The 24,886-nt window shown below is 59.3% G+C and carries 23 protein-coding genes, 6 tRNA genes and 1 pseudogene; 22 read left to right on the top strand and 8 right to left on the bottom strand.

Going from position 1 to position 24,886, the window contains the following annotated elements; translation table 11 throughout:
* Window positions 1–84 precede the first annotated feature (84 nt).
* Window positions 85–1,191, top strand: a pseudogene (locus tag C2E19_RS29445) (HAMP domain-containing protein); the annotation flags it as partial.
* Window positions 1,171–2,052 carry a methyl-accepting chemotaxis protein gene (locus C2E19_RS29440; protein ID WP_372238488.1) on the top strand — a complete coding sequence of 294 codons (882 nt, stop codon included), beginning with the start codon at window positions 1,171–1,173 and terminating at the stop codon, window positions 2,050–2,052. The pseudogene C2E19_RS29445 and the gene C2E19_RS29440, both read left to right, overlap by 21 nt.
* Before the next feature lie 133 nt (window positions 2,053–2,185).
* Here C2E19_RS29440 and C2E19_RS21925 read toward each other — a convergent pair whose 3' ends face one another.
* The gene (locus tag C2E19_RS21925; protein WP_174823946.1) at window positions 2,186–2,944 is read right to left on the bottom strand and encodes a hypothetical protein; all 759 of its coding nucleotides are present in this window, start codon (window positions 2,942–2,944) and stop codon (window positions 2,186–2,188) included.
* Window positions 2,945–3,328: 384 nt separating this feature from the next.
* Between C2E19_RS21925 and C2E19_RS21920 the strand changes: the two genes are divergently transcribed.
* The 6 genes from C2E19_RS21920 to C2E19_RS21895 all read left to right on the top strand — a co-directional run bounded on the left by C2E19_RS21920 (window position 3,329) and on the right by C2E19_RS21895 (window position 3,952).
* A tRNA-Glu gene (locus C2E19_RS21920) sits at window positions 3,329–3,404 on the top strand.
* 2 nt (window positions 3,405–3,406) lie between these two features.
* Window positions 3,407–3,482, top strand: a tRNA-Gly gene (locus C2E19_RS21915).
* A 104-nt stretch (window positions 3,483–3,586) separates the two neighbouring features.
* Window positions 3,587–3,662: transfer RNA gene (locus tag C2E19_RS21910), tRNA-Glu, on the top strand.
* Between the two features lie 3 nt (window positions 3,663–3,665).
* Window positions 3,666–3,741: transfer RNA gene (locus C2E19_RS21905), tRNA-Gly, on the top strand.
* Window positions 3,742–3,798: 57 nt separating this feature from the next.
* Window positions 3,799–3,874: transfer RNA gene (locus C2E19_RS21900), tRNA-Glu, on the top strand.
* Between the two features lie 2 nt (window positions 3,875–3,876).
* Window positions 3,877–3,952 (top strand) — tRNA-Gly (locus tag C2E19_RS21895).
* 140 nt (window positions 3,953–4,092) lie between these two features.
* Here the strand turns inward: C2E19_RS21895 and C2E19_RS21890 are convergent.
* The 4 genes from C2E19_RS21890 to C2E19_RS21875 form a co-directional block, all read right to left on the bottom strand.
* Window positions 4,093–5,832, bottom strand: coding sequence for a dipeptidase (locus C2E19_RS21890; protein WP_129395053.1), 1,740 nt, complete (start codon window positions 5,830–5,832; stop codon window positions 4,093–4,095).
* A gap of 186 nt (window positions 5,833–6,018) precedes the next feature.
* Window positions 6,019–6,657 carry a LysE family translocator gene (locus tag C2E19_RS21885; protein WP_129395052.1) on the bottom strand — a complete coding sequence of 213 codons (639 nt, stop codon included), beginning with the start codon at window positions 6,655–6,657 and terminating at the stop codon, window positions 6,019–6,021.
* Between the two features lies 1 nt (window position 6,658).
* On the bottom strand, window positions 6,659–7,429 hold the full coding sequence (locus C2E19_RS21880; RefSeq protein WP_129395051.1) for a 2OG-Fe(II) oxygenase: 771 nt from the start codon (window positions 7,427–7,429) through the stop codon (window positions 6,659–6,661).
* A 91-nt stretch (window positions 7,430–7,520) separates the two neighbouring features.
* Window positions 7,521–8,147 carry an alanyl-tRNA editing protein gene (locus tag C2E19_RS21875; RefSeq protein WP_129395050.1) on the bottom strand — a complete coding sequence of 209 codons (627 nt, stop codon included), beginning with the start codon at window positions 8,145–8,147 and terminating at the stop codon, window positions 7,521–7,523.
* Window positions 8,148–8,237: 90 nt separating this feature from the next.
* Here C2E19_RS21875 and C2E19_RS21870 point away from each other — a divergent pair, with 90 nt between their 5' ends.
* Window positions 8,238–9,236, top strand: a complete 999-nt coding sequence (locus tag C2E19_RS21870) for a LysR family transcriptional regulator (protein WP_129395049.1) — start codon at window positions 8,238–8,240, stop codon at window positions 9,234–9,236.
* Between the two features lie 76 nt (window positions 9,237–9,312).
* Here C2E19_RS21870 and C2E19_RS21865 read toward each other — a convergent pair whose 3' ends face one another.
* A complete protein-coding gene (locus tag C2E19_RS21865) occupies window positions 9,313–9,720 on the bottom strand; it encodes a PA2817 family protein (RefSeq protein ID WP_129395048.1) in 408 nt (135 codons plus the stop codon).
* Window positions 9,721–9,794: 74 nt separating this feature from the next.
* A complete protein-coding gene (locus C2E19_RS21860; RefSeq protein ID WP_129395047.1) occupies window positions 9,795–12,242 on the bottom strand; it encodes an acyl-CoA dehydrogenase in 2,448 nt (815 codons plus the stop codon).
* A 248-nt stretch (window positions 12,243–12,490) separates the two neighbouring features.
* Here C2E19_RS21860 and C2E19_RS21855 point away from each other — a divergent pair, with 248 nt between their 5' ends.
* From C2E19_RS21855 to C2E19_RS21835, 5 genes are all read left to right on the top strand, one after another.
* Window positions 12,491–13,150, top strand: coding sequence for a transglutaminase family protein (locus tag C2E19_RS21855; RefSeq protein WP_129395046.1), 660 nt, complete (start codon window positions 12,491–12,493; stop codon window positions 13,148–13,150).
* Window positions 13,151–13,193: 43 nt separating this feature from the next.
* Window positions 13,194–13,817 (top strand): glutathione S-transferase family protein, encoded by a 624-nt coding sequence (locus C2E19_RS21850; RefSeq protein ID WP_129395045.1) that lies wholly within the window; start codon window positions 13,194–13,196, stop codon window positions 13,815–13,817.
* 124 nt (window positions 13,818–13,941) lie between these two features.
* Window positions 13,942–14,874, top strand: coding sequence for an ABC transporter ATP-binding protein (locus C2E19_RS21845; protein WP_129395044.1), 933 nt, complete (start codon window positions 13,942–13,944; stop codon window positions 14,872–14,874).
* Window positions 14,871–15,650 carry an ABC transporter permease gene (locus tag C2E19_RS21840; RefSeq protein WP_129395043.1) on the top strand — a complete coding sequence of 260 codons (780 nt, stop codon included), beginning with the start codon at window positions 14,871–14,873 and terminating at the stop codon, window positions 15,648–15,650. Before C2E19_RS21845 ends, C2E19_RS21840 begins: the two co-directional genes overlap by 4 nt.
* Window positions 15,651–15,893: 243 nt before the next feature.
* Window positions 15,894–16,841: a transposase gene (locus C2E19_RS21835; RefSeq protein ID WP_129388636.1), complete on the top strand. Its 948-nt coding sequence runs from the start codon at window positions 15,894–15,896 to the stop codon at window positions 16,839–16,841.
* Between the two features lie 133 nt (window positions 16,842–16,974).
* Here the strand turns inward: C2E19_RS21835 and C2E19_RS21830 are convergent, their stop codons facing one another.
* Window positions 16,975–17,493 (bottom strand): DUF2062 domain-containing protein, encoded by a 519-nt coding sequence (locus C2E19_RS21830; protein WP_129395042.1) that lies wholly within the window; start codon window positions 17,491–17,493, stop codon window positions 16,975–16,977.
* Window positions 17,494–17,628: 135 nt separating this feature from the next.
* On the opposite strand from C2E19_RS21830, the gene C2E19_RS21825 reads away from it, so the two are divergent.
* The 8 genes from C2E19_RS21825 (at window position 17,629) to murB (ending at window position 24,484) form a co-directional block, all read left to right on the top strand.
* Complete coding sequence (locus C2E19_RS21825; protein WP_129395041.1) at window positions 17,629–19,863, top strand: DNA internalization-related competence protein ComEC/Rec2; 2,235 nt, start codon at window positions 17,629–17,631, stop codon at window positions 19,861–19,863.
* Window positions 19,864–19,964: 101 nt separating this feature from the next.
* On the top strand, window positions 19,965–20,600 hold the full coding sequence (locus C2E19_RS21820; RefSeq protein WP_129395040.1) for a MotA/TolQ/ExbB proton channel family protein: 636 nt from the start codon (window positions 19,965–19,967) through the stop codon (window positions 20,598–20,600).
* Window positions 20,597–21,025, top strand: a complete 429-nt coding sequence (locus tag C2E19_RS21815; RefSeq protein ID WP_103307264.1) for a biopolymer transporter ExbD — start codon at window positions 20,597–20,599, stop codon at window positions 21,023–21,025. The genes C2E19_RS21820 and C2E19_RS21815 overlap by 4 nt, the downstream gene beginning before the upstream one ends.
* Entirely contained in the window at window positions 21,025–22,035 is a 1,011-nt protein-coding gene (gene lpxK, locus C2E19_RS21810) for a tetraacyldisaccharide 4'-kinase (RefSeq protein ID WP_129395039.1), read from the top strand. The genes C2E19_RS21815 and lpxK overlap by 1 nt, the downstream gene beginning before the upstream one ends.
* Window positions 22,036–22,057: 22 nt before the next feature.
* On the top strand, window positions 22,058–22,243 hold the full coding sequence (locus C2E19_RS21805) for a Trm112 family protein (RefSeq protein ID WP_003174668.1): 186 nt from the start codon (window positions 22,058–22,060) through the stop codon (window positions 22,241–22,243).
* A complete protein-coding gene (kdsB, locus tag C2E19_RS21800) occupies window positions 22,240–23,004 on the top strand; it encodes a 3-deoxy-manno-octulosonate cytidylyltransferase (protein ID WP_129395038.1) in 765 nt (254 codons plus the stop codon). Before C2E19_RS21805 ends, kdsB begins: the two co-directional genes overlap by 4 nt.
* Window positions 23,004–23,468 (top strand): low molecular weight protein-tyrosine-phosphatase, encoded by a 465-nt coding sequence (locus C2E19_RS21795; protein WP_129395037.1) that lies wholly within the window; start codon window positions 23,004–23,006, stop codon window positions 23,466–23,468. Before kdsB ends, C2E19_RS21795 begins: the two co-directional genes overlap by 1 nt.
* Window positions 23,465–24,484: a UDP-N-acetylmuramate dehydrogenase gene (gene murB / locus C2E19_RS21790; RefSeq protein ID WP_129395036.1), complete on the top strand. Its 1,020-nt coding sequence runs from the start codon at window positions 23,465–23,467 to the stop codon at window positions 24,482–24,484. The genes C2E19_RS21795 and murB overlap by 4 nt, the downstream gene beginning before the upstream one ends.
* The last annotated feature ends 402 nt before the right edge of the window (window positions 24,485–24,886 follow it).

The raw sequence follows: 24,886 nt of genomic DNA, 5'->3' as shown, positions 1-24,886 counted from the left end.
CCATTATTCCGACGCCAGAGACTTGTGCGGGTGCATGGCCATTGCGAATCTTCGTCCACACACTTTGGCAGAGGGCTTCGCGCAATGATTTCGGCCGTGCAAGGACGTTTTGCCAACCTCGGTATGGCAAAAAAACTGGCTATCGGGTTTGTGCTCGTACTGCTGTTGACTGCGCTGGTGGCGGCGATTGGTGTCTGGTCCCTGCAAACCATCAGTCAGCGTTTTGATGGGCTCAAGCAGATGTCTTCGCTCAACAGTGGCCTGCTCAACGTGCGCCTGCTGGAGCAGGAGTACGCCTTGCGTGGTGATCCGAAAACCGCCGATGCCTTGCGTGAAGGCGTAGTTGGCCTGATTGCCCTGGCCAACGAACTCAAGGCGCAATCGCCGGCGAATGTGCCGGTGATGAGCGATGTCGAGCAGTCGCTTGACGCCTACCGCAAGGCGTTCGACGAGTTTGTCTCGTTGACCCAGGCCAAGGATCTCGCGCTGGAAATGGCCAGTTGGTCGGTGTCCAGCGTGGCCAACAACCTTGACGTGTTGCAGGCCGGGCTGGCCGATGACGGCGCTTATACCTTGAAAGAGACCGAGGGCAAGGACGGTGCACAGTTCATCGAGCAGGCCAGTCAGGTCAGCCAGGTGTCGCGCTTGATGTTGCAGGCCATGAACGAAGCGCGGATTCGTCTGGATCAGAGTCGCAAGGGCGATGCCGACAGCGCCGGCAAAGGCAATATCGAGCAGGCCGCGCAGGCGCAGGCACAGGCGGAAGAGCTGAAGTCCACGGTCAAGGATGAGGGTTATCTGACGGTGCTTAATGAGGTGTCCGGGCACATCGCCGGTTTCAACGACAAACTGGCTGAATACACCGGGTTGCTGGCGCAGGAAAAAACCGTTTACGAACAATTGCACCAGCGTGCCGCGCAAGTGGTGGCGCGGGTGGATCAGGCCTATGTCGCCGAAGATGGCGCGATGCAGGCAGAACTGAAGAAGAATTCATTGCTGATTATCGGCTCTTCGGCATTGGCGCTGTTGGTCGGGTTGATCGCGGCCTGGGTGATCACTCGATTGATCGTTGCGCCGTTGCGCAGTGTGATCCTGGTTGCCCAACAGATTGCTGCCGGTGATTTGAGCGCGACGATTGCTGTGACGCGCCGGGATGAAATCGGTCAGTTGATGTCGGCGATGCAGCAGATGGGCGCAGGGTTGAGCACGATTGTCAGCGGCTTGCAGGCCGGTATCGAGCAGCTGGCCAGTTCCGCGCAGTCGCTCTCGGCGGTGACCGAGCAGACCAATCTTGAGGTCAGCAGTCAGAAGGAGGAGACCGAACAGGTAGCCACCGCGATGAATCAGATGACCGCGACTGTGCACGATGTCGCGCGCAATGCCGAAGAGGCCGCACTGGCGGCGCAGACGGCGGATGGCAAGGTCGAGACGGGTCAGCAGGTCGTGCGTCAGAGCATGGCGCGCATCGAGCAACTGGCGGATTCGGCGACGTCGGCGAGTAGCAGTATCGAGAGCCTCAGTGCCGAGATTCAGAATATCGGCACGGTGCTTGAAGTGATCAAGAGTGTTGCCGAACAGACCAATCTGCTCGCGCTCAACGCGGCAATCGAAGCGGCGCGCGCCGGCGAGCAGGGCAGGGGCTTTGCGGTGGTGGCCGATGAGGTACGCGCGCTGGCGCGGCGTACGCAGCAGTCGACCGAGGAAATCGAACGGTTGGTCAGTGCATTGCGCGCGGCGGCGCAGGCGTCGGTGCAGCAGATTCAGAGCAGTGGAGAGTTGGTGAAGCTGGCGGTCTGTGATGCGCTGCAGACCGAAAGTGCCTTGGGCAGTATTGCGGCAGCGGTTTCGTTGATTCAGCAGATGAATCAACAGATTGCGGCGGCGGCGGAGCAGCAGAGTTCGGTGGCGGAGGAGATCAATCGCAGTGTCACGAGTATTCGCGCGAGTGCGGATCAGTCGTCGATTGCGATGCGCGGGAATGCCGCTTCGAGCGTTGAACTGGCGCAGTTGGGGGGAGAGTTGCGTGGGATGGTTGGGCATTTCCGACTTTGAGCCTCGGCGACGATCTTCAGATCCGGCCACCCCACCTCATGCAGGAGCTGCCGAAGGCTGCGATCTTTTGATTTACTAGATCGCACCCCACAAAAAAGCCACCTCTCGGTGGCTCCTCTCTCAGCATCGACAATCAGTCGTAAATCACTTTCTTCTTCCAGTCCGCATCAGCCTCGACATCCTTCAGCCCGGCGGTCAGCTGGTTTTCTTCGCCTTCAACCGGGGCGATCTTGTCCATGACCTGGGCGTTGGCGCGGGCCAGCAATTTTTCCAGGTACTGCAGCTGTTCGGAGTAGATCTGCGGGTTCTGCTGCTTGCGCAGGTATTGCACGCCGCGTTCGAAGGCGAGGCGGGCCTGGCCGGGCTGGTTTTGTTGCAGCGACTGTTGACCGAGGTTGTTGAAGAATTCGATGTGCAGCAACACCAGAATGTGCCGGACTTCACGCACCCAGTGCTTGGCTTCGTTCGGTGGCAGGAAGCCGTCGTGGGCAGCGCGGGTGATTTGGCCGTGGAGGGCTTCGAGGAGGAAGCGTACGTCTTTGGCCTTGGCTTCGGTCATGATCGGTGCAGGTGGGTTGTTGACCGGGATCGACTCGCCTTGGGCGACCAGAGCACTTAGTTCGGTGATGCGCGCCTTGGTGGTTGCGCTGGTCTTTTCCAGGTTCAACAGGCGCTGGCAAACGTTGAGTTCCAGGCGCGTCAACAACAGCTTCAGGGCCGGGGTCATGAATTGGCCGGGGAAAGTCTCGGTCAGCTCGCCGCAACGACGCAGGCGGTCGTTGAGTTCGACTTTGGTGCGGGCCTTCTCCAGTTTGTTGTTTTCCACCACATGGTTCATGTAGCCAATGGCGATCAGAATTGCGATCCCGGCTATGACAAGCAGGGTGATCATGAGTGGTGTCACCGGTAAGACCTCTTTATAGGGTTCGCATGCGAGTGTAGTGGCTGGGCTTTCATGCGCCTAGCGCGGCTCGACGAGTTGGATCGGCTGGTTCAATCTGTATCGGCCGCCGGCTGTTTATATGAATGCTGGCGCTTGATGTGCAGAATGCCATCACCGTGCGGTGGACTATAACGCCTTGGCGAGTGGCGGAATATAGGCGTCAGGACTCGGGCGACGGAAAAGCCCGATTGCTCCCGTAAAGCAGGTCGAAGTCATTGATTTAAATAAATTTATATCTGGGGGTTGACGACCTCTCAATCCATCCATAGAATGCGCGCCACTTGCAGCGTAAAGCACACAGCGAAGCGCGGCAGGGAGTGAATGTTGTAGCGTGTCCCCTTCGTCTAGTGGCCTAGGACACCGCCCTTTCACGGCGGTAACAGGGGTTCGAGTCCCCTAGGGGACGCCATTGCGGGAATAGCTCAGTTGGTAGAGCACGACCTTGCCAAGGTCGGGGTCGCGAGTTCGAGTCTCGTTTCCCGCTCCATTTTTAAACAGCAGTGCTTTCGGGCGGTGCTGAGTGAAACCGGAACCAAGTCTTCGGACGCGGATCTGGACACCGAAACACACACCATGTGTTCCGGGTAGCGTGTCCCCTTCGTCTAGTGGCCTAGGACACCGCCCTTTCACGGCGGTAACAGGGGTTCGAGTCCCCTAGGGGACGCCATTTGCGGGAATAGCTCAGTTGGTAGAGCACGACCTTGCCAAGGTCGGGGTCGCGAGTTCGAGTCTCGTTTCCCGCTCCAAATTCTAAAGACGCCGCTCAGTGAGCGGCGTTTTTATTAGTGAAAGTTGTAGCCTGTGTCCCCTTCGTCTAGTGGCCTAGGACACCGCCCTTTCACGGCGGTAACAGGGGTTCGAGTCCCCTAGGGGACGCCATTGCGGGAATAGCTCAGTTGGTAGAGCACGACCTTGCCAAGGTCGGGGTCGCGAGTTCGAGTCTCGTTTCCCGCTCCATATTCAACAAAAACGCCGATCAGTGATGATCGGCGTTTTTGTTTGTGCGCGATTTGTCGTCGCCCATAAAAAAGGACCTCACGGTCCTTTTTTGTATGTGCCAGATCCCGGTCATGCGCTGACCGGGTTCCAGCGATCGATCACAGCTTTGGCAGTTGCCCGATGCGGCCCATCATTTCGGTGACGATTTGCAGGTCCAGCAAGAACTGGTCAACGGTCTTGAACTCGCCATCGGTGTGCCCGGTGTATTTCACCTCGGGACGCGCCAGGCCGAATTGCACGCCGTTAGGCAGTTCATGCACCGACGTCGCACCGGCAGAGGTGCCGAACTCGTGCTTCATGCCGAGGTTTTCTGTCGACACGGCCAGCAAAGCCTTGACCCATTCACCTTCCGGGTTGCGGAACATCGGTTCGGCGACCGAGTAATCGAAGTCCACGGCGACGTGAGTTTTCTTGGTCCAGGCGCTGAGTTTGTCAGCGATTTCAGCCTTGAGTTTTTCCGGCGACTTGCCCTTCGGAACGCGCAGGTTCACCGCCAGTTTGAAGGCTTTGTCATCCTCACCGACGTAGGTGAGCGACGTAGTCAGCGGCCCCATGAAACTGTCGGAGAAGCCCACCTTCAAGGTGTTACCGAGGTAATCCAGGCCCCAGTTCTCGGCAGCGTAACGGGCTGCGTCGGTGAACTGGTTGTGCTTGAGCGCCACCTTACCGTTCAGGCTATTGATAAACACCAGCATGCGCGCCACCGGGTTAACCCCCGATTCCGGTTCGGAGGAGTGCGCGGAAACGCCGGTCACCGTCAGTTTGACGTCTTTACCGTCAACCTTGGCTGCCACTTCGAAGTTGCCGCCATTGTGTTTGACAAACTCGTTGCCGGCCTTTTGCAGGCTGGCAGCCAGTTCGGCAGGCTTGTCGGTCAGCAAGGTGACGACCGAGGCCGACGGAATCTGGTTGGTCGCCAGGCCGCCGGTCATCGAAGTGATTTCAGCGCCTTTGCCTTCAGCTGGGCGTTTGACAAATTTGGCCATCACGGTGCCGTAGCCTTTCTCGGCAATCACTACCGGGTAACCACCGTCCAGCGCCATGTTGTAGGCCGGCGTCGGGTTTTTTTCGAAGTAATAAGGGATCGCGTCACCGCTGGTTTCTTCAGTGGTGTCGACCAGCAGCTTGAAGTTGCGCGCCAGCGGCAGTTTTTCTTCCTTGATCACTTTCATCGCGTACATCGCAACGACGATGCCGTTCTTGTCATCCTCGGTGCCACGACCGTACATGCGATCGCCAATCAGGGTGACTTTGAACGGATCAAGCTTGGTGCCGTCCTTGAGCACCCAGTTTTCCGGAGTCACCGGCACCACGTCGGCGTGCGCGTGAATGCCGACGACTTCATCACCTTGGCCTTCGAGGGAGATTTCGTAGACGCGGTTGTCGATGTTGCGGAAGTTCAGGTTGAACGATTCGGCAAGGCTCTGGATCTTGCCGGCAATCTTGATGAACTCAGGATTGTCGTGCTGCGCCACGCCTTCCTTCTGGAAGGTTGGAATCTCGACCAGTTCACGCAAGGTTTCCAGCGCGGCCTTGCCGTATTTGACGCGGGTGTAGATGCCCAGCAGGCGATGGATTTCGTTCTGCTGTTCAGCGGTCAGGGTTTTATTGTCGAGGAAAGCGCTGATGGCCGGGCCGAGATTGTCGCTTTTGGCGATGTCGCTCTTGGCCAGGCTGCCCAGAAACTCGCGGAAATCCGTCACGCTTTTATCGTCGAAGGATTTCAGGATGACCGCGCTTTGCTGTGGCGTGATGTTGGCTTGAGCGGCGGTGGTAAATGACGCGAGGCTGGCCAGCATCAGGGTAGCGGCGGCCAGTTGCTTGAGGGAGAAATCCATTACGGAGGCATTCCTTGGCAGGCAGTTGATAAGAAGTTTCTGACGGAAGCGTCTGAAACGTTTTGCAAACTAACACCGTGAGGGAGTGCCGAGGGAGTCTCGAAACGGGATCTGTCGCACAGAAATGCAAAAGAGGCGCAGAAATGAAAAAGTCCCGGCAGAGTGTGCCGGGACTTTTTTGGTGATTTACATCGACAGCATCAAGCGCCCGGCGAACAGAATCAGGATCACCCCCATGCTGCGTTCGAACCAGTGGCCCATGCGCATGAACAGCAGTCGCACCTTGTTGCTGGAGAAAAACAGCGCGACGATCACAAACCACAAGGCGTTTACAAAACACATCCACAAGCCATAGAACGCCTGGATTTGCAGGGGTGTGCTGGCGCTGATGATCGTGGTGAAGATCGCCAGGAAGAACAGCGTGGCCTTGGGGTTGGTGGCGTTAGTCAGGAAACCGGTACTGAACGCCTTGAACAACGATTGCTCAACCAGCGGTTCTTCCGCAGCTTTTTCACCTTCAAGGCTGGTTTTCGGTTTGCTGCGGATCAGGCTGACACCGAGGTAGACAATGTAGGCAGCGCCCACCACTTTGGCCACGGTCAGCAACCACGGGGTGGTGTGCATCAGCGCGCCAACGCCGAGCAGGGTGTACAGCACGTGCACGGAAATCCCCGCACCGATGCCCAATGCCGTGCAAATCCCCACCAGCCGCCCGAAGCGCACGCTCTGGCGGATGGTCACGGCGAAGTCCGGGCCGGGAGCAACCACGGCGAGAAAGTGGATAGTAGCCAGCGCCAGAAACTCGCCCAGGTAATTCGAATACATCTCAGCTCCAGAAGGTCAGGGGTGAAGCATTGCCGCGATAGCCGACAAAGAAGGAAAGGCTCAAGCGCGGATCCGCCACGCCCGGGGTCACCGAGTGCATGCAGCGCGAATTGAACATGATGAAGTCGCCGGGCTGCGGCCGCACCTCAAGGGTTGGCGGGCCGAGCAGCGCCGGGTCGATGCCGTAACTGTCGCCACGCATCTCGTCGAACTGGTCCGGGGTGATGTCGTCGTCCCACATCTGCAATGCGCCGCCGTCAGTCGGCATGTTCAGGTAAACGTTGCAGGCGAACTGCGCCTCGAGGCTGCGGGCCTGGAAACTGTCCGGCGCATCTTTGGCAAAGATGTCGTGGTGGGCGAGAAAGCACACGCCGGGCTTCACCACGCGTGAAAGGCCGACGTACATCTTGCGTCCGTAGAGGTTTTCCAGATGCGCACCGGCCGGCCATGATTCGTCGAACATGCAGCGCAAGGTGTCTACCGGCGACGAGTAGGGCGCACAGCGATTGCGCAGTTCGGCGATGTTGCTGGTGGCACGCTCGAAGTAGTCTTCGATCAGCAGCGGCTGGTTTTCCGCCTCGTAAAACGCCATGCCGATGCGGCCGATGCTGGGTGCGTTGATGTAGCCCTCAAAGCCTGGAGCAAGGATCTTGTCGCCAATCTCGATCGCCAGCGGCTCGGGCAGAAAGCCTTTGACGCGGATGGCGAGGACTTCTTCGTTGGCCAGTTTTTTTATGCACGTCTCATCGAGACGCTCGACGTCTAGCATCATGTTATTTAGGTCCATCTATCGATAGTCAACGGAACCTGCGAGTGCGGTTCCCCGGCGCCGGACGCTGCGCGAGGGCAGCGTCCGAAAATGCTCAATCCACGCTGTAGTGGACGGACAACGTGCCTTTCTTCTGCGAAAGGGACGCGATCGTGACTGTGCCAAGATCCTTCAGGCTACGTACGTGGGTGCCGCCGCAGCCATAAGCCGGGAGTTCACCGAAGCCGATTTCCCGCGCGCCTTCGCGTAGGGACGTCAGGCGTGGCAGATCGTGTGCGATCCATTGCTCGATGCCGATCTGAAGGGTTTGGGCGTCGACTTCCTGAGCACCATCGCCGGGTTTGAATTGCACCCGCCCTTCGTCCGGCCAGTGGTGCGCCTTGATCGGCATCCAGCCCATGGCCTGGACGAAATGCCCGATCAGATGCCCGGCCGAATGCATGCGGGTGTTGAAGCGGCGGCGCTCTTCATCAACCCGAATAGCAGTCATGCCCAGCGCAACCGGTCGGTCGACAAAGTGAATGATCCGGTCTGGATCCTGGACCACGCGCAGCACCTGGGCTTCACCGATCCAGCCGGTATCGCATGGCTGGCCGCCGCCTTGCGGATGGAACAGCGTGGCGCGCAGCACTACGGCAAATTCGTTCTCGTGGGGCGTGCAGTCGAGGACTTCCACATTGGCCTTGAGGTCATCACTATGGAAAAAGAGGCGAAGCGTCATATTCCATGCCCTTATTAAAGTTTCTATTTTTATTATATGAATCGTGTAATAACGTGATAATCCGTTCAAACATCAAAGGACTTGTGCGCTGTGAGCATAAATCTACCGCTGCCACTACTCGGTGAAATGGCGATTTTCGTCAAGGTCGTGGAGACCGGCAGCTTTTCAGAAGCCGCCCGACAGCTCGGTTCGTCACCCTCAGCGGTCAGTCGCAGCATTTCTCGACTGGAAAAAGCCTTGGCCACGCGGTTGCTGCAACGCACGACGCGCAAGTTGCGTTTGAGTGATGGTGGCGAAGAGGTATTCAAGCGCTGCCAGGAGATGGTCAGCGCCGCCAAGTCCGTGATGGAAATCAGCGGCCAGTTCACCCATGAAGCGGAAGGGCTGGTGCGCGTCAGTGTGCCGAAAGCGGTGGGGCGTTTTGTGGTTCATCCGCACATGCCCGAGTTTCTGCGGCGCTACCCCAAGGTCGACGTCGAGTTGTTGCTGGAAGATCGGCAAATTGATCTGATTGACGACCATGTCGACCTGGCGATCCGCATCACCGATAGACCACCGGCGGGTCTGGTGGGTCGTCAGCTGCTGACCATCGACCATTTGCTCTGCGCCACACCGCAATATCTGGCTGAACACGGCACACCGACTCATCCTCATGACTTGCTTAACCACAGCTGCATTTATCTGGGCGAAACGCCGAGCGATGCGCGCTGGAAATTCAAGAAAGGCAGCAAAGCCGTCACGGTCGGGGTGCGCGGTCGTTACGCCGCCAACCACACCGGCGTCCGCTTGGGCGCGGTGTTGCAGCACATCGGTATTGGCAGCCTGCCGTATTTCACCGCGCGTTATGCCTTGGAGCAGAAGTTGGTCGTGCAGGTGTTGCCGGACTGGACGTTCCTGGCTTCCTACCACGGCGGGCTCTGGCTGCTGCATTCGCCGACGCGCTATCTGCCGCCGAAACTGCGGGTGTTTATCGACTATCTGGTGGAGTGTCTGGAGAAAGAACCGACGCTTAGCAAGCCGGGGAAGTCGGGCAGTGCGAGTAACGCCGCGATGGCGTACGAGCTGCCGGAAAGCGAGGGATTGTTGTAACGCAAAAGCAAAAAATCGCAGCCCCCTGCAGGAGCTGCCGAAGGCTGCGATCTTTTGACTTCAATCAACGAATGAATCAGTGCTTGCTGTCCTGAGCAGACATCGCCAGCAACTGCTTTTCCTGGTTCCAGTCGAACGGTTCATCGTTCTGTTCGGCTTCGTAGCGACGTTCTTCCAGCGCCTGATACATGTCGATTTCTTCATCGGACAGGTAGTGCAGGCAATCACCGGCGAAGAACCACAACAGATCGCGCGGGATCAGGTGGGCAATTTGCGGGTAACGGGTAATCACTTGAGTCAGGATGTCCTGGCCCAGGTATTGGCTTTCGATCGGTTCGATCGGTAGCGACGCCAGCAGTTCGTCGAAGCGCTCCAGGAACAGGGCATGGCTTTCTTCGGGAACCTGTTCGGCCTCACCTACGGCGACCAGGATACTGCGCAGGTGGTCGAGCAACACAAGATGATCGGCAACGACGTTGGACACGAGATAAGTCCTCAAGAGCAAAACGGGCGCGGGAGTATAAAGCTCCTGCGCCCGCTTGGACATGGGTCTCAGGATCAGCGGACTTTGCCCTCTGCCTGTTTCAGTTCCTCTTTGTCGAAATCATCGACATCGATGACCTTGCGCCGCGCCGCTTCGGCATCGCGCAGGCTCTGCGCTTCCACCGGTTGCAACACGCCAGCCTCCAGCGCTGCATCGATGGCGTGTTCGCCTGCGGCCGGTTTGACCTGACCGCTTTTCAGCGAGGTATGCAGTTTTTTGTGCAGCGGTTGCGCAGCATTCAGCAGATCACTGGCGTGTTGCAACGCACCGACCGCATCGTCTGCCGATTGCGGGCGGTAACAGCCGGCGAGCAGCTCTTCCAGCGCCGGATCGCCCTTGGCCCGACCGATCACGCCTGCCACTTCGGCACCGAGTTTGTCTGAGGGCCCGGTGTGGCGACGACCGAACGGGAAGACGATAACGCGCAGAAGACAGCCGAAGACCTTGTTCGGGAAGTTGCGCAGCAATTCATCCAGCGCACGTTCCGATTGACCGAGGCTTTCCTCCATCGCCCAGCGGAACAGTGGCTCCATGTACGCCGGCGAATCCAGATCGTGATAACGCTTGAGCGCAGCGGAGGCCAGATACAGGTTGCTCAACACGTCACCCAGACGCGCCGATAGGCGTTCGCGGCGTTTCAGCTCGCCACCGAGCAGCATCATGCTGAAATCAGCCAGCATGGCAAATGCCGCTGCCTGACGATTGAGTGCACGGAAGTAGCCTTGGCTGATCTTGTCGCCCGGTGCGTGCTCGAAATGGCCGAAGCCGAGGTTCAACACCAGCGTGCTGGCGGCGTTGCTCACGGCGAAACCGATGTGTTTGAGCAGAAGGCCGTCGAACTCTTTCAGCGCCTGGTCCTTGTCCTCGCGACCGGCCAAGGCCATTTCCTTGAGCACGAACGGATGGCAACGAATCGCCCCTTGACCGAAGATCATCAGGTTGCGTGAAAGAATGTTCGCGCCTTCCACGGTGATGAAGATCGGTGCACCGTTCCAGCTGCGCCCGAGGTAATTGTTCGGGCCCATGATGATCGCCTTGCCGCCGTGCACGTCCATGGCGTGGCTGATGCATTCGCGACCGCGTTCGGTCAGGTGGTATTTGAGGATCGCCGACAGTACCGACGGTTTTTCGCCGAGGTCCACCGCGTTGGCGGTGAGCATGCGCGCGGCGTCCATCATCCACGCGTTGCCGCCGATGCGTGCCATGGCTTCCTGAATGCCTTCGAACGCCGACAGTGGCACGTTGAACTGTTCACGAATCTGCGCGTACTGGCCGGTCACCAGGCTGGTGAATTTGGCTGCGCCAGTGCCGACGGCCGGCAACGAGATCGAGCGCCCCACCGACAGGCAGTTCATCAGCATCATCCAGCCTTTGCCGAGCATCTCCTGACCTCCGATGAGGAAGTCCAGCGGGATGAACACGTCCTTGCCGGAGTTCGGGCCGTTCATGAATGCCGCGCCCAGTGGCAAGTGACGACGACCGATTTCGACACCGGCGGTATCGGTCGGGATCAGCGCGAGGCTGATGCCGAGATCTTCCTTGTCACCCAATAAATGTTCCGGGTCATACGCCTTGAACGCGAGGCCGAGGAGGGTGGCGACAGGGCCGAGGGTGATGTAGCGTTTTTCCCAGTTCAGGCGCAGGCCGATGACTTCCTGACCTTCCCATTCGCCTTTGCAGATGATTCCGGTGTCGGGCATCGCGCCGGCATCGGAACCGGCGAGTGGGCCGGTGAGGGCGAAGCACGGAATGTCATCGCCACGGGCCAGACGGGGCAGGTAGTGATTGCGTTGTTCGTCGGTGCCGTAATGCAGCAGCAGTTCGGCCGGGCCTAGGGAGTTTGGCACCATGACCGTGGAGGCGAGGTCGCCGCTGCGGGTGGCGAGTTTCATCGCCACCTGCGAGTGGGCATAGGCAGAGAAGCCTTTACCGCCAAACTCCTTCGGGATGATCAGGGCAAAAAAACCATGTTCCTTGATATGCGCCCAGGCTTCGGGCGGCAGGTCCATCGACTGGCCAATTTGCCAGTCGGTGACCATCGCGCAGAGTTCTTCGGTCGGGCCGTCGATGAACGCCTGTTCTTCTTCGCTCAGTTGCGCCTTCGGATAGGCCAGCAGTTTTTCCCAGTCCGGACGGCCGCTGAACAGCTCGCCATCCCACCAGACAGTGCCGGCATCGATCGCGTCGCGTTCGGTCTGCGACATCGGCGGCAGGGTTTTCTGGAACCAGTTGAACAGTGGCGCGCTGAAATGTCTGCGGCGCAGGTCAGGTAGCAACAACGGCGCGGCGATCACCGCCAGCACGACCCACAACACCAGCAACAGCCAGCCCGGCGCGTGACTGAAAATACCCATCGCCAAAAGGTAGACCGCGACGATGCCCAATGCAGGCAGAGGCGAAATACGCCGGTGGGCGAGATAGGCCACGCCGACAATCAAAACCAGTATCCACAACAACAGCATATTCAGTCCTCCGTGAACCAAGGCAAATCGACCCTCCAGAGCTTAGACGGCATCTGCAAAACCGGGTGGTCAGACCAAGGTGATTGAAATCGTGGGAAACCCCGGATGGTTTTCGTAGGTTCGGTGGGCAACACGTGTAAGAAATCGTTCGGTCGATCCGCGTCTTTGCGTCCAAGTTTGGCCGAAACGTCGTTATCTCTGTGCTGAAGCTGTCGCTAGACTCCAGACTCATTCAGGAGATTGTCGTCATGCACGAGTATCTGAGTCCCGGCCGCTTCATCGATAGTGACCACCCGGCGGTGGTGGAGTTCGCCGAACAGCACCGTGGGGCCAGCCGCGATCCGCTCGCGCAGGCGATCAATCTTTATTACGCGGTGCGTGAGGCAGTGCGCTACAACCCCTACACCTTCAGCCGTGATCCGCAGACCTTGCGCGGCAGTTATGCGCTGGCGACACGGGAGAGTTATTGCGTACCGAAAGCCACGCTGCTCGCGGGTTGTGCACGGCATTGCGGGATCCCGGCGCGCATCGGTCTGGCCGACGTGAAGAATCATTTATCGACGCCACGTCTGCTCGAATTGTTGAAAAGCGATATGTTCGCCATGCACGGCTATACCGAGTTTTTCCTCAATGAACGCTGGGTAAAAGCGACACCCGCGTTCAACCAGAAACTCTGCGAATTGTTCAACGTTGCGCCGCTGGAATTCGACGGCGTCAACCACAGCGTTTTCCATCCGTTCAACCGCGACGGTGCGCCATTGATGGAATATCTGGTCGATCACGGGCAATTCGCCGATGTCCCGGAAACCTTCTTCTTCGAACATCTGCAAAAGTGCTATCCGCATCTGTTCACCGATCTGCAGCCGCAATTGCTCGGCGATATGCAGAGTGATTTGAGCGGTGCCTGATCCGGCGTATGCTGCCTGCCCACTCATTTGAAAAGAGCCGGTCATGCTGAAGATCTGGGGACGGAAAAACTCATCGAATGTCAGGAAGCCGTTGTGGGCTGCCGAAGAGCTCGGTCTGGCTTACGAAGCGATCGATGCCGGTGGCGCCTTCGGTGTAGTCGACACGCCAGAGTACCGGGCGATGAACCCGAACGGTCGGGTGCCGGTGATCGAGGATGACGGCTTCGTGCTGTGGGAATCGAATGCCATCGTTCGTTACCTGCTGGCCAAACATGCGCCCGACAGCGCCTGGTATCCGGCGGATCCGCAAGCCCGCGCCATCGCTGACAAGTGGATGGACTGGACCACGTCGAGTTTTGCCGGTCCGTTCCGCACCGTATTCTGGGGTGTTCTGCGCACGCCGGCAGACAAGCAGGACTGGCCGGCCATCAATGCCGCGATCAAGGAATGCAACGAGTTGCTGAGCATGGCCGACGAGGCGTTGGTCAGCCAAGCGTATCTCTCCGGTCAAGACATCGGCATGGGCGACATTCCATTGGGCAGTTTCATTTATGCCTGGTTCGAGATGCCTATCGAGCGCGCGCCGCAACCGCATCTGCAAGCCTGGTACGAGCGCCTGAAGCAACGCCCGGCCTACGAAAAAGCGGTCATGACCGCGTTGACTTAATACCTACTATCGACACACTTGACTGTACTTGTGCGGCGGCGGCAAGCACCATTGCGCACTTGCGCTGCGGTTCGATTCATCGCCGCCGTCTCCTTTTATCCCTTCAATGGTGCGTAAATCAGATATGAGTTCCGCTCTGTCCATCCGGCAGCTAACCAAAACCTACGGCAACGGGTTCCAGGCCTTGAGTGGTATCGATCTGGACGTCGCCGAAGGTGACTTTTTCGCCTTGCTCGGCCCTAACGGCGCCGGCAAATCCACCACCATCGGCATCCTCTCGACCCTGGTCAACAAGACCAGCGGCACGGTGAATATCTTCGGTCATGACCTGGACAAGAATCCTGCGCAGCTCAAGCGCTCGATCGGCGTGGTGCCGCAGGAATTCAACTTCAACCAGTTTGAAAAGACCTTCGACATCGTCGTGACCCAGGCCGGTTACTACGGCATTCCGGCGAAAATCGCCAAGGAACGCGCCGAGCAGTACCTGACCCAACTGGGCTTGTGGGACAAGCGCGACGTGCCATCGCGTTCGCTGTCCGGCGGCATGAAGCGGCGCTTGATGATCGCCCGCGCGTTGGTACATGAACCGCGCCTGCTGATCCTCGATGAACCGACCGCAGGCGTCGACATCGAGCTACGCCGTTCGATGTGGACGTTCCTCACCGAGCTGAACCAGAAAGGCATCACCATCATCCTCACCACGCACTATCTGGAAGAGGCTGAGCAGTTGTGCCGCAACATCGGCATCATCGACCACGGCACCATCGTCGAGAACACCAGCATGAAACAATTGCTGGGCCAGTTGCACGTGGAAACCTTCTTGCTCGACCTTAAAAACGACCTGAGCGCCACGCCGCAATTGCTCGGCTACCCTGCGCGGTTGATCGATGGCCATACCCTCGAAGTCCAGGTCGACAAATCCATGGGCATCACGGCGTTGTTCACCCAGTTGGCGCAGCAGAATATTGAAGTGCTGAGCCTGCGTAACAAAACCAATCGCCTCGAGGAGCTGTTCGTGTCCCTGGTGGAGAAAAATCTGTCGAAGGTGGCGGTATGAGTTCCGAATTCCGTCCCAACCTCGTCGCCCTGCAGACCATTGTTTACCGCGAGGTCAAACGCTTCACGCGGATCTGGCCGCAGACCCTGCTGCCGCCGGCGATCACCATGGTTCTGTACTTCGTGATTTTCGGTAACCTGATCGGTCGGCAGATCGGCGACATGGGTGGCTTCACCTACATGCAGTACATCGTGCCGGGGCTGATCATGATGTCGGTGATCACCAACTCCTACGGCAACGTGGTCTCGAGTTTCTTCGGCAGCAAGTTCCAGCGTTCTATCGAAGAGTTGATGGTCTCGCCGGTGTCGCCGCACACGATTCTGATCGGCTACACCTGTGGCGGCGTGCTGCGCGGTTTGATGGTCGGCGTGATCGTGACGATTCTGTCGATGTTCTTCACCGATTTGCAGGTGCATCACCTCGGTGTGACCATTCTGGTAGTGGTGCTGACGGCGACGATTTTCTCGTTGCTGGGCTTCATCAACGCGGTGTTTGCGCGCAATTTCGATGATATCTCGATCATCCCGACGTTCGTGTTGACCCCGCTGACGTACCTGGGTGGCGTGTTCTACTCGATCACCTTGCTGCCACCGTTCTGGCAGACCGTGTCGCTGGCCAACCCGGTATTGCACATGGTCAACGCTTTCCGCTACGGCATTCTCGGTGTGTCGGATATCAAGATCGGCATTGCGATCACCTTCATGCTGGTGGCGACGGTGGTGCTGTATCTCGGTTGTGCACGGCTGCTGGTGAGTGGGCGCGGGATGCGTACCTGATCCAAAACCGCGTCGACTTCTTCGCGAGCAGGCTCGCTTGTATGCTGGGACTTGAAGGGAGGAGGAGGGACAAAGCCAGATTCTGACTGTTGACGCAGTACAGATCCGTGGGAGATTTCGCCCCTCCTCCTTTCACCCAAGCGCCGATAAAGAATGCATCTGGCCAGGACCGACGATAGGAACAAGCCTGCGCCCCTGGGTGAGCCCTTCAAGTGTTCAAAACCATATCTCGGGGGATGTTCAATGGCAATGCCGGTTTCTGTCGTAAAGCCTATTGTGGGCGTGGATGTCGCCAAGAATGAACTGGTCATCTATCAGGCCGAGCTGGATCTGCTCGAGACTATTTCCAATGACAAGACAGCCATCAAAAAATGGCTGAAAGCCTTGCCTGCACCTGTTGATTTGGCTATCGAATCGACCAACATCTATCACCTGGCGTTCGCCGATCTGGCCCATGAAGCCGGGTGCACGATTTACATGGTCGATGGCTACGCGTTGAGTCATTACCGAATAGGGGTGAAAGTTCGCGCCAAAACCGATGCGCTGGACGCCAAGCTGCTCGCTCGTTATCTAAAAAACGAATACGAAGAGCTTCATCCTTGGATCCCGCCATCGCCTTTATATCGCCGCCTTCTGAGCCTTTTCCGCCGTCGTGCAGCGCTGGTTCAGGCACGGGTTGGTCTGGTGCAAAGCTGGGCGAATGAACCGCTGCTCAAAAGCGCGTTTGCTGAGCAAGTGGCCTCAATGCAGAGGCTCGAAACATTGGTCGAGAAGATGATCAACGATCAATTAAAAGAGGCTGGGCTGCTCGCAGATCTGAAGCGCTGCACAAAAGTTGAAGGTATTGGTTTTTTGACCGGAGCCCGTTTGATCGCAACATTTCAGCGGGGCGACTTCAAAAACGCGGATGCATTTATTGCGTTTTTGGGGATGGATTTGCGCGTGTCGCAGTCAGGACAAAAGGACGGTCGCCGGAGCCTGACCAAACGCGGAGACCCAGAGGCCCGGCGACTGCTCCATAACGCAGCCATGTCGGCCAGCCGTACACCGGCTTGGAAAAGCTTCTACGAGGAGCAAAGAAACCGTGGGTTCAGTACGACACAGGCGCTGGTGATATTGGCTCGCAAGCTTGCGCGAGTCGTATTCGCGCTGCTGAAGGGGCAAAGCGAATACCAGCCGAAGGGAGGTTGAGGGCTTCCCCTCAACCATAGAATCTCCCACATTAGATCTATGTTGTGCTGAAGATCTTCTGTGGGAGCGAGCCTGCTCGCGAATGCAGACGCCACAAAACAAAACGGCCTCCCTTGCGGAGGCCGTTTTGCGTTCAGGGCTTTCGGTTTTTCTTGCGCCGCGCCCACTGCCGCGCCACCCACCAGCGCCAATACATCATCACCACGAAGTAGGCCAGCGCACCGAGTACCAGGCCGCACACCACCGAACCGAGCAAAAACGGCTGCCACAGCGTCGACAGCTGACTGCTGATCCATTCCCAGGTCAACTCATCGGGCAGATGCCTCGCGGGTACATCCATCAACCACGCCCCGGCCTGATAGGTGCAAAAGAATACCGCCGGCATGGTGATCGGGTTGGTCAGCCAGACCAGGCTGACGGCAATCGGCATGTTCCCCCGCACCGTGATGGCCAGCGCTGCAGCCACCAGCATCTGCGCGGGAATCGGCAGGAACGCGGCAAACAGGCCAACCGCCATCGCCCGCGCGACCGAGTGGCGATTGAGGTGCCAGAGGTTCGGGTCATGCAGCAACTTGCCGAGAAAGCGTAAGGATTTGTGTTCCCTGATGCTCGTCGGGTCGGGCATGTAACGTTTGAATAAGCGCCGGGGCATAAGGCTTCTCGGTCGGTTAAGGCGGCAGTATGTCTGGATTCTACGAGCGGCCCATTCAGACTTTGTGACAATTGTTGACGACGCTCCTGCCGAACACCCGCTATGCCTAAGTGCGGGACTCTCAAGGACGGGCTTATGCGCACAGGGATGATGGCGCTGGCAGTCGGTTTGCTGGCCCCGGTTTTTATGCCGGCCTTACCGCCGGTCTGGTTGATGCTGGCGTTGCCGGTCGCAGGTTTGCTGGTGCTGCAATTTCGCAGCTATCCATTGGCCTTTCTGTTGTTTGGTTTGACGTGGACGTGCGTCAGCGCGCAGTGGGCGCTGGACGATAGTTTGCCCGTCGCACTGGATGGCGAGACCCGTTGGCTGGAAGGACGAGTGGTCGGGCTGCCGCAGAACGGCGACGGCGTGGTGCGTTTCGAGTTGGCTGATGCACGCTCGCGTCACGACAAGCTGCCGAGATTAATGCGTCTGGCGTGGTACGCCGGGCCTGCGGTCAACAGCGGCGAGCGTTGGCGACTGGCGGTGAAGCTGAAACGTCCCGTGGGTTTGCTCAATCCGGACGCCTTCGATTATGAAGCGTGGCTGTTGGCGCAACGCATCGGTGCGACCGGGACGATCAAGGATGGCCAGCGTCTGGCGCCGGCTCGCGGCGCCTGGCGGGACAGCATCCGGCAGCGCTTGCTTGAGGTGGATGCGCAAGGGCGCGGCGGCGCACTGGCCGCGCTGGTGCTGGGGGACGGTTCGGGCCTCAGTCGCGAAGACTGGCAAGTTCTGCAGGACACCGGCACTGTGCATTTGCTGGTTATTTCCGGCCAGCACATCGGTTTGCTGGCGGCGCTGATGTACGGATTGATTGCCGGGCTGGCGCGCCTAGGAATATGGCCATTGCGTTGGCCCTGGCTGCCGTGGGCCTGTGGTCTGGCATTGGCGGCAGCGCTCGGTTACGGATTGCTCGCCGGGTTCGACGTGCCGGTGCAGCGCGCCTGCGTGATGGTCGCGCTGGTGCTGCTGTGGCGTCTGCGTTTTCGCCATCTCGGTGCGTGGTGGCCATTGTTGCTCGCATTCAACGCGGTGCTGCTGTTCGATCCGCTGGCGAGTCTGCGTCCCGGCTTCTGGTTGTCCTTCGCTGCGGTGGCGGTGCTGATTTTTACGTTTGGCGCGCGGCTGGGCGCGTGGCGCTGGTGGCAGACCTGGACGCGGGCGCAATGGTTGATTGCGATCGGCCTGTGCCCGGTGTTGCTGGCGCTGAATTTGCCGATCAGCGTGAGCGGACCGCTGGCCAATCTTTTCGCGGTGCCTTGGGTCAGTCTCGTGGTACTGCCTCCGGCATTGCTCGGGACGCTGTTGTTGCCGGTGCCTTATGTCGGCGAAGGCTTGTTGTGGCTGGCCGGTGGCTTAGTCGATTGGCTGTTTCGCGGCCTGGCTGTGATCGCCGGGCAATGGCCCGCTTGGATTGGTCCGTCATTGCCGGTGTGGGTCTGGGCGCTGGGCAGTCTCGGCGCCTTGCTGTTGCTGTTGCCGCGCGGTGTGCCGATGCGTGTATTGGGCTGGCCGTTGCTGCTGATCCTGCTGATGCCGCCGCGCGAACGGCTCGCCGAAGGAATGGCCGACATCTGGCAACTCGATGTCGGCCAGGGCTTGGCGATCCTGATCCGTACCCGTCATCACACCGTGCTCTACGACGCAGGCCCGCGCTTTGGCGAGTTCGACCTCGGCGAGCGCGTGGTATTGCCAGCCTTGCACAAGCTGGGCGTGGCAAAACTTGATCTGATGTTGCTCAGCCACGCGGACGCCGATCATGCCGGAGGCGCGCTGGTGCTGATGCGCGGGATCAACCTGCGTCGGGTGGTCAGCGGCGATCCTCCGGGATTGCCCGCCGCATTGCGTGCCGAAGAGTGTGAAACCGGCCGGCAATGGCAATGGGACGGCGTCCATTTTCAGCTCTGGCAATGGTCGGATGCCGAGGACAGCAATCAGCGTTCTTGCGTATTGCAGATCGAAGCCAATGGCGAGCGCATCCTGCTGACCGGCGACATCGATACCCACGCGGAACGTAGCCTGCTCGACAGCCCGCTGGCGGTGCCGACGCAATGGTTGCAATCGCCGCATCATGGCAGCCGCAGCTCTTCATCCATGGCCCTGCTGAAAACGTTGCAGCCCGAGTCGGTGCTGATTTCCCGGGGCCACGGCAACTCCTTCGGCCATCCGCACCCGACCGTGCTCGCGCGTTATCGCAAACAGGGTCTGCGCATTTATGACAGCGCTGAACAAGGCGCCATTCATCTGCAATTGGGCCGCTTCAAACCGCCGTGGACGATGCGTCAACAGCGGCGTTTCTGGCGAGATCCGCCCGCAGTCGCCCGTTGATCGGGGCGCCGGCGAATACCCCGTCACGGTCGTCGGGGCGGCGGGTCTTAATCGCTGACCGGTATGGTAAAGTGGCGCACTTTTTCGAGGGGACTGTCACTGTGTGGGAATTGGTCAAATCCGGCGGCTGGATGATGTTGCCGATCATTCTGAGTTCCATCGCGGCGATGGCGATTGTCGCCGAACGCCTGTGGACCCTGCGCGCCAGTCGCGTCACCCCCGAGCACCTGTTGGGTCAGGTCTGGGTCTGGATCAAGGACAAACAGCTCAATAAAGAAAAACTCAAGGAATTGCGCGCCAACTCGCCGCTGGGGGAAATCCTCGCCGCCGGTCTGGCCAACTCCAAGCATGGTCGCGAGATCATGAAAGAGTGCATTGAAGAGGCCGCCGCGCGGGTGATTCATGAACTCGAGCGCTACGTCAGCGCGCTGGGCACCATCGCCGCCATGTCGCCGTTGCTCGGACTGCTCGGCACCGTGCTGGGCATGATCGATATTTTCAGCGCCTTCACCGGTTCCGGCATGACCACCAACGCTTCGGTTTTGGCCGGTGGTATCTCCAAGGCACTGATTACCACCGCTGCAGGCCTGATGGTCGGTATTCCAGCGGTGTTCTTCCATCGGTTCCTGCAACGCCGCATCGATGAGCTGGTGGTGGGCATGGAACAGGAAGCGATCAAACTGGTTGAAGTGGTGCAGGGCGACCGTGACGTCGACCTGACCGAGGGGCGCGCGTGAAATTCCGTCGCAAACCTCGGGAAACGATAGACATCAACCTCGCGTCGCTGATCGACGTGGTGTTTATCCTGTTGCTGTTTTTCGTCGTGACCACGACTTTTACCCGCGAAACCCAGCTGCGCGTTGATCTGCCGGAAGCGGTCAGCGGCTCGCCGGCCGAAGATCAGCAACTCAAGCAGATCGACGTGGCCATCAGCGCTGAAGGCGTGTTTTCGGTGAACAACAAGGTTCTGCCGAAAAACGATCTGGCGACCCTGATGGACGCGATGCAGAAAGAATCCAACGGTGACACCAACATGCCGTTGTCGATCAGTGCCGATGGCAAGACTCAGCATCAATCAGTGATCACCGCCATGGACGCGGCCGGCAAGCTCGGTTTCAGCCATCTGCGCATGACCACGGTTGAGGCGGCGCCGAAATCCTGATGAGCCTGGCCGATCGTTTGCTCGCCGCGTGGTATCAGGGGCACCCGGCCCTGGCGCTGCTGCGGCCGCTGGAACTGTTGTATCGCCGCGTGGTGGTCAACAAACGTCAGCGTTTTCTCGACGGTGAGGGTGAGATCTATCAGCCACCGGTGCCTTTGATTGTGGTCGGTAACATCACTGTTGGCGGCACCGGCAAGACACCGATGATTCTGTGGCTGATCGAACACTGCCGACGCAGCGGTTTGCGCGTCGGTGTGGTCAGTCGTGGCTACGGCGCCAAGCCGCCGCAATTGCCATGGCGCGTTGAAGCCGAGCAAACCGCTGACATCGCTGGTGACGAGCCGCTGCTGATCGTCCAGCGCACCGGCGTGCCGTTGATGATCGACCCCGATCGCAGCGCCGCCGTCAAAGCCTTGCTCGCCAGCGAACCGCTGGATCTGATCCTCTCTGATGACGGTATGCAGCATTATCGTCTGGCGCGGGATCTGGAGCTGGTGCTGATCGACGCCGCCCGTGGTCTCGGCAACAAACGCTGCCTGCCGGCCGGGCCGTTGCGTGAGCCGATCGAACGTCTGCAAAGCGTCGACGGCGTACTGTTCAACGGTGCCACTGAAGACCGCGACGACGGCTTCGCTTTCCGCCTGCAACCCACCGCGCTGGTCAATTTGCGCAGTGGCGAGCGCCAGCCGCTCGAGCATTTTCCGTCGGGTCAGGCCGTACACGCGGTCGCCGGGATCGGCAATCCGCAACGTTTCTTCAATACCCTCGAAGCGCTAGACTGGCGAGCAGTCCCGCATGCGTTTGCCGACCACGCCGAATACAGCGTGCAGGCCTTGAATTTCACACCGTCGTTGCCGTTGGTGATGACCGAAAAGGACGCGGTGAAGTGCCGTGCCTTCGCTGCTGCCGACTGGTGGTATCTGGCGGTCGATGCCGTGCCGTCGCCGGCCTTCGTGGCCTGGTTCGACACACAGTTGATGCGCCTGCTGCCGGATCGGCTTTTGCCTTAACTCTTTTATCCAGGGAATGTTCATGGACACCAAATTGCTCGACATCCTCGCGTGCCCGATCTGCAAAGGCCCGCTCAAGCTCAGCGCCGACAAGACCGAACTGATCAGCAAGGGTGCCGGCCTGGCGTACCCGATCCGCGACGGCATCCCGGTGATGCTCGAAAGCGAAGCGCGCACCTTGACCACCGACGAGCGTCTGGATAAATGACCACCGCCTTCACCGTTGTCATCCCGTCGCGTTTCGCCTCGACCCGTCTGCCGGGCAAACCGCTGCTGGACATCGCCGGCAAGCCGATGATCCAGCATGTCTGGGAACAGGCGAGCAAAAGCAGCGCCAGTCGTGTGGTGGTCGCCACTGACGACGCGCGCATCGTCGAAGCCTGCAAGGCTTTTGGCGCCGAAGTGGTGCTGACCCGTGAAGATCACAATTCCGGCACTGATCGTCTGGCCGAGGTCGCGACGAAACTGGGCCTTGCGCCGGATGCGATCGTGGTCAACGTGCAGGGTGACGAGCCGCTCATCCCGCCGAGCGTGATCGATCAGGTCGCCGCCAATCTGGCCGCCCACACCGAAGCGCGCATGGCCACGCTGGCCGAGCCGATCGAGGACGTCGACACTCTGTTCAATCCGAACGTGGTCAAGGTGGTCAGCGACATCAACGGTCTGGCGCTGACCTTCAGCCGCGCGACCTTGCCGTGGGCGCGCGATGCGTTCGCCAAGAGCCGCGAGCAATTGCCGCAAGGCGTGCCGTACCGTCGTCACATCGGCATTTATGCCTACCGCGCCGGTTTCCTCCAGGACTTCGTGAGCTGGGGCCCGTGCTGGCTGGAAAACACCGAATCGCTGGAGCAATTGCGTGCCCTGTGGCACGGCGTGCGTATTCATGTCGCCGATGCGTTGATCGCGCCGCCGACCGGTGTCGACACGGTTGAAGACCTCGAGCGCGTTCGTCGCCTGCTGGAGGCCTGATGCGCGTTCTGTTTGTGTGCCTGGGCAATATTTGCCGTTCGCCCACGGCCGAAGGTGTGTTGCGCCACAAGCTGCGCGCTGCGGGGCTGGCGGATCAGGTCGAAGTGGCTTCCGCCGGCACCGGTGACTGGCACGTCGGCAATCCGCCGGACAAACGCAGCCAGGCCGCGGCCAAGGTGCGCGGCTATGACCTGTCGGCGCAACGCGCGCAGCAGGTCACTCGCGCCGATTTCGCCAGTTACGATCTGATTCTGGCGATGGACAACAGCAACCTGCGCAACCTCAAGGCTTTGCAGCCTTCCACCGGCAAGGCCGAACTGGATTTGTTCTTGCGTCGCTATGCCGGTCTGGTCGATGAAGTGCCGGACCCGTATTACGACGGCGATCAAGGTTTCGAGCAGGTGCTCGATCTGATTGAAGCTGCGTGTGACCAATTGTTGATCGAAGTGAAGGGCCGGTTATGAGTTTGCAGGTGCAACCGCAGGTTTCCCTGAAACCGTTCAACAGTTTTGGCGTGGATGTTCGCGCGCAACTGTTCGCCGAAGCCCATAGCGACGCCGATGTCCGTGAAGCACTGGCCTATGCCACTGCTCACGACGTGCCGTTGCTGGTGATCGGCGGCGGCAGTAATTTGCTGCTGACTGCCGACATTGCGGCGCTGGTGCTGCGCATGGCCACCCGTGGCATTCGTGTTGTCAGCGATGACGGCAACCGCGTGGTGATCGAGGCAGAAGCGGGCGAGCCGTGGCATGGGTTTGTGCAGCACACGCTGGCGCTAGGATTTTCCGGACTGGAAAACCTCAGCCTGATTCCCGGCACCGTTGGCGCTGCGCCGATGCAGAATATCGGTGCCTACGGTGTCGAGATCAAGGATGTGTTCGCCGGGCTGACTGCACTGGATCGCCAGACTGGCGAGCTGCGCGATTTTACGCTCGAAGAATGCAACTTCGCCTACCGCGACAGCCTGTTCAAACAGCAGCCGGGGCGTTGGTTGATTCTGCGCGTGCGTTTCAAACTGGATCGCGTCGCTCATCTGCACCTGGAATACGGCCCGGTGCGTCAGCGCCTGACCGAGCAGGGCATCGAACAACCGACGCCGACCGACGTCAGCCGTGCCATTTGCAGCATCCGCAGCGAAAAACTGCCGGATCCGGCGGTACTCGGCAATGCCGGCAGCTTCTTCAAGAACCCGCTGGTGTCGCCGGCCATCGTCGCGCAGATCAAACAGCAGCACCCGGACGTGGTGGCCTATGCACAAGCGGACGGGCGGATGAAGCTTGCCGCCGGCTGGCTGATCGAGCGTGCTGGCTGGAAAGGTTTCCGCGAAGCCGACGCCGGCGTGCATAAATTGCAGGCGCTGGTGCTCGTCAATTACGGCGCGGCAACCGGCCTGCAATTGCTCGATCTGGCGCAGCGTATCCAGAAAGACATTGCCGAACGTTTCAATGTCGACCTGGAGATGGAGCCCAATCGGTATTGAGGCTACGCTTTCAAGGCGCCATCCAAAGCCCTGCACTGATTAAAAAGTGCAGGGCTTTTTTGTTAACGCTGGGTTAACTTAGCGAGCTAACGATAACCGTCATTTGCTCCACCAAAGGCCCGTTGCAGACGTTCGCGTCGGCACAAGAGAGCCTCCGGTCAGATGCAGATCAGCAAGCAATGAATTCTTTGGCGAGGGAGCTTGCTCCCGCTGGGACGCGTAGCGCCCCTCGCTCAAAGCAGAGAACTGCTGCGCAGTTCAGCGCGAGCAAGTTCCCTCGCCACAGGTTCAGTGTTCAGCTTCACTGATGTGTATCGGCCGATTAGCCTGAGTCGATCTGCGTGAACCACCGCTGATTCAACGGCGGCAGATTGCTCGACCCCATAACCACCAAAAATATGC

It is taken from the genome of Pseudomonas sp. DTU12.3, from assembly GCF_004124275.1.
Lineage (GTDB): Bacteria > Pseudomonadota > Gammaproteobacteria > Pseudomonadales > Pseudomonadaceae > Aquipseudomonas > Aquipseudomonas helmanticensis.
Note: the sequence above shows the minus strand (reverse complement) of the source record. Positions and strands in the feature narration are given on the sequence as shown.

What these genes read in the sequence shown, in the direction of transcription:
- C2E19_RS29440 (WP_372238488.1), top strand. Translation starts at nt 1,171, where the DNA reads ATGTCGGCGATGCAGCAGATGGGCGCAGGGTTGAGCACGATTGTCAGC.
- C2E19_RS21925 (WP_174823946.1), bottom strand. Translation starts at nt 2,944, where the DNA reads ATGATCACCCTGCTTGTCATAGCCGGGATCGCAATTCTGATCGCCATT.
- C2E19_RS21890 (WP_129395053.1), bottom strand. Translation starts at nt 5,832, where the DNA reads ATGGATTTCTCCCTCAAGCAACTGGCCGCCGCTACCCTGATGCTGGCC.
- C2E19_RS21885 (WP_129395052.1), bottom strand. Translation starts at nt 6,657, where the DNA reads ATGTATTCGAATTACCTGGGCGAGTTTCTGGCGCTGGCTACTATCCAC.
- C2E19_RS21880 (WP_129395051.1), bottom strand. Translation starts at nt 7,429, where the DNA reads ATGATGCTAGACGTCGAGCGTCTCGATGAGACGTGCATAAAAAAACTG.
- C2E19_RS21875 (WP_129395050.1), bottom strand. Translation starts at nt 8,147, where the DNA reads ATGACGCTTCGCCTCTTTTTCCATAGTGATGACCTCAAGGCCAATGTG.
- C2E19_RS21860 (WP_129395047.1), bottom strand. Translation starts at nt 12,242, where the DNA reads ATGCTGTTGTTGTGGATACTGGTTTTGATTGTCGGCGTGGCCTATCTC.
- C2E19_RS21855 (WP_129395046.1), top strand. Translation starts at nt 12,491, where the DNA reads ATGCACGAGTATCTGAGTCCCGGCCGCTTCATCGATAGTGACCACCCG.
- C2E19_RS21850 (WP_129395045.1), top strand. Translation starts at nt 13,194, where the DNA reads ATGCTGAAGATCTGGGGACGGAAAAACTCATCGAATGTCAGGAAGCCG.
- C2E19_RS21845 (WP_129395044.1), top strand. Translation starts at nt 13,942, where the DNA reads ATGAGTTCCGCTCTGTCCATCCGGCAGCTAACCAAAACCTACGGCAAC.
- C2E19_RS21840 (WP_129395043.1), top strand. Translation starts at nt 14,871, where the DNA reads ATGAGTTCCGAATTCCGTCCCAACCTCGTCGCCCTGCAGACCATTGTT.
- C2E19_RS21835 (WP_129388636.1), top strand. Translation starts at nt 15,894, where the DNA reads ATGGCAATGCCGGTTTCTGTCGTAAAGCCTATTGTGGGCGTGGATGTC.
- C2E19_RS21830 (WP_129395042.1), bottom strand. Translation starts at nt 17,493, where the DNA reads ATGCCCCGGCGCTTATTCAAACGTTACATGCCCGACCCGACGAGCATC.
- C2E19_RS21825 (WP_129395041.1), top strand. Translation starts at nt 17,629, where the DNA reads ATGCGCACAGGGATGATGGCGCTGGCAGTCGGTTTGCTGGCCCCGGTT.
- lpxK (WP_129395039.1), top strand. Translation starts at nt 21,025, where the DNA reads ATGAGCCTGGCCGATCGTTTGCTCGCCGCGTGGTATCAGGGGCACCCG.
- C2E19_RS21805 (WP_003174668.1), top strand. Translation starts at nt 22,058, where the DNA reads ATGGACACCAAATTGCTCGACATCCTCGCGTGCCCGATCTGCAAAGGC.
- kdsB (WP_129395038.1), top strand. Translation starts at nt 22,240, where the DNA reads ATGACCACCGCCTTCACCGTTGTCATCCCGTCGCGTTTCGCCTCGACC.
- C2E19_RS21795 (WP_129395037.1), top strand. Translation starts at nt 23,004, where the DNA reads ATGCGCGTTCTGTTTGTGTGCCTGGGCAATATTTGCCGTTCGCCCACG.
- murB (WP_129395036.1), top strand. Translation starts at nt 23,465, where the DNA reads ATGAGTTTGCAGGTGCAACCGCAGGTTTCCCTGAAACCGTTCAACAGT.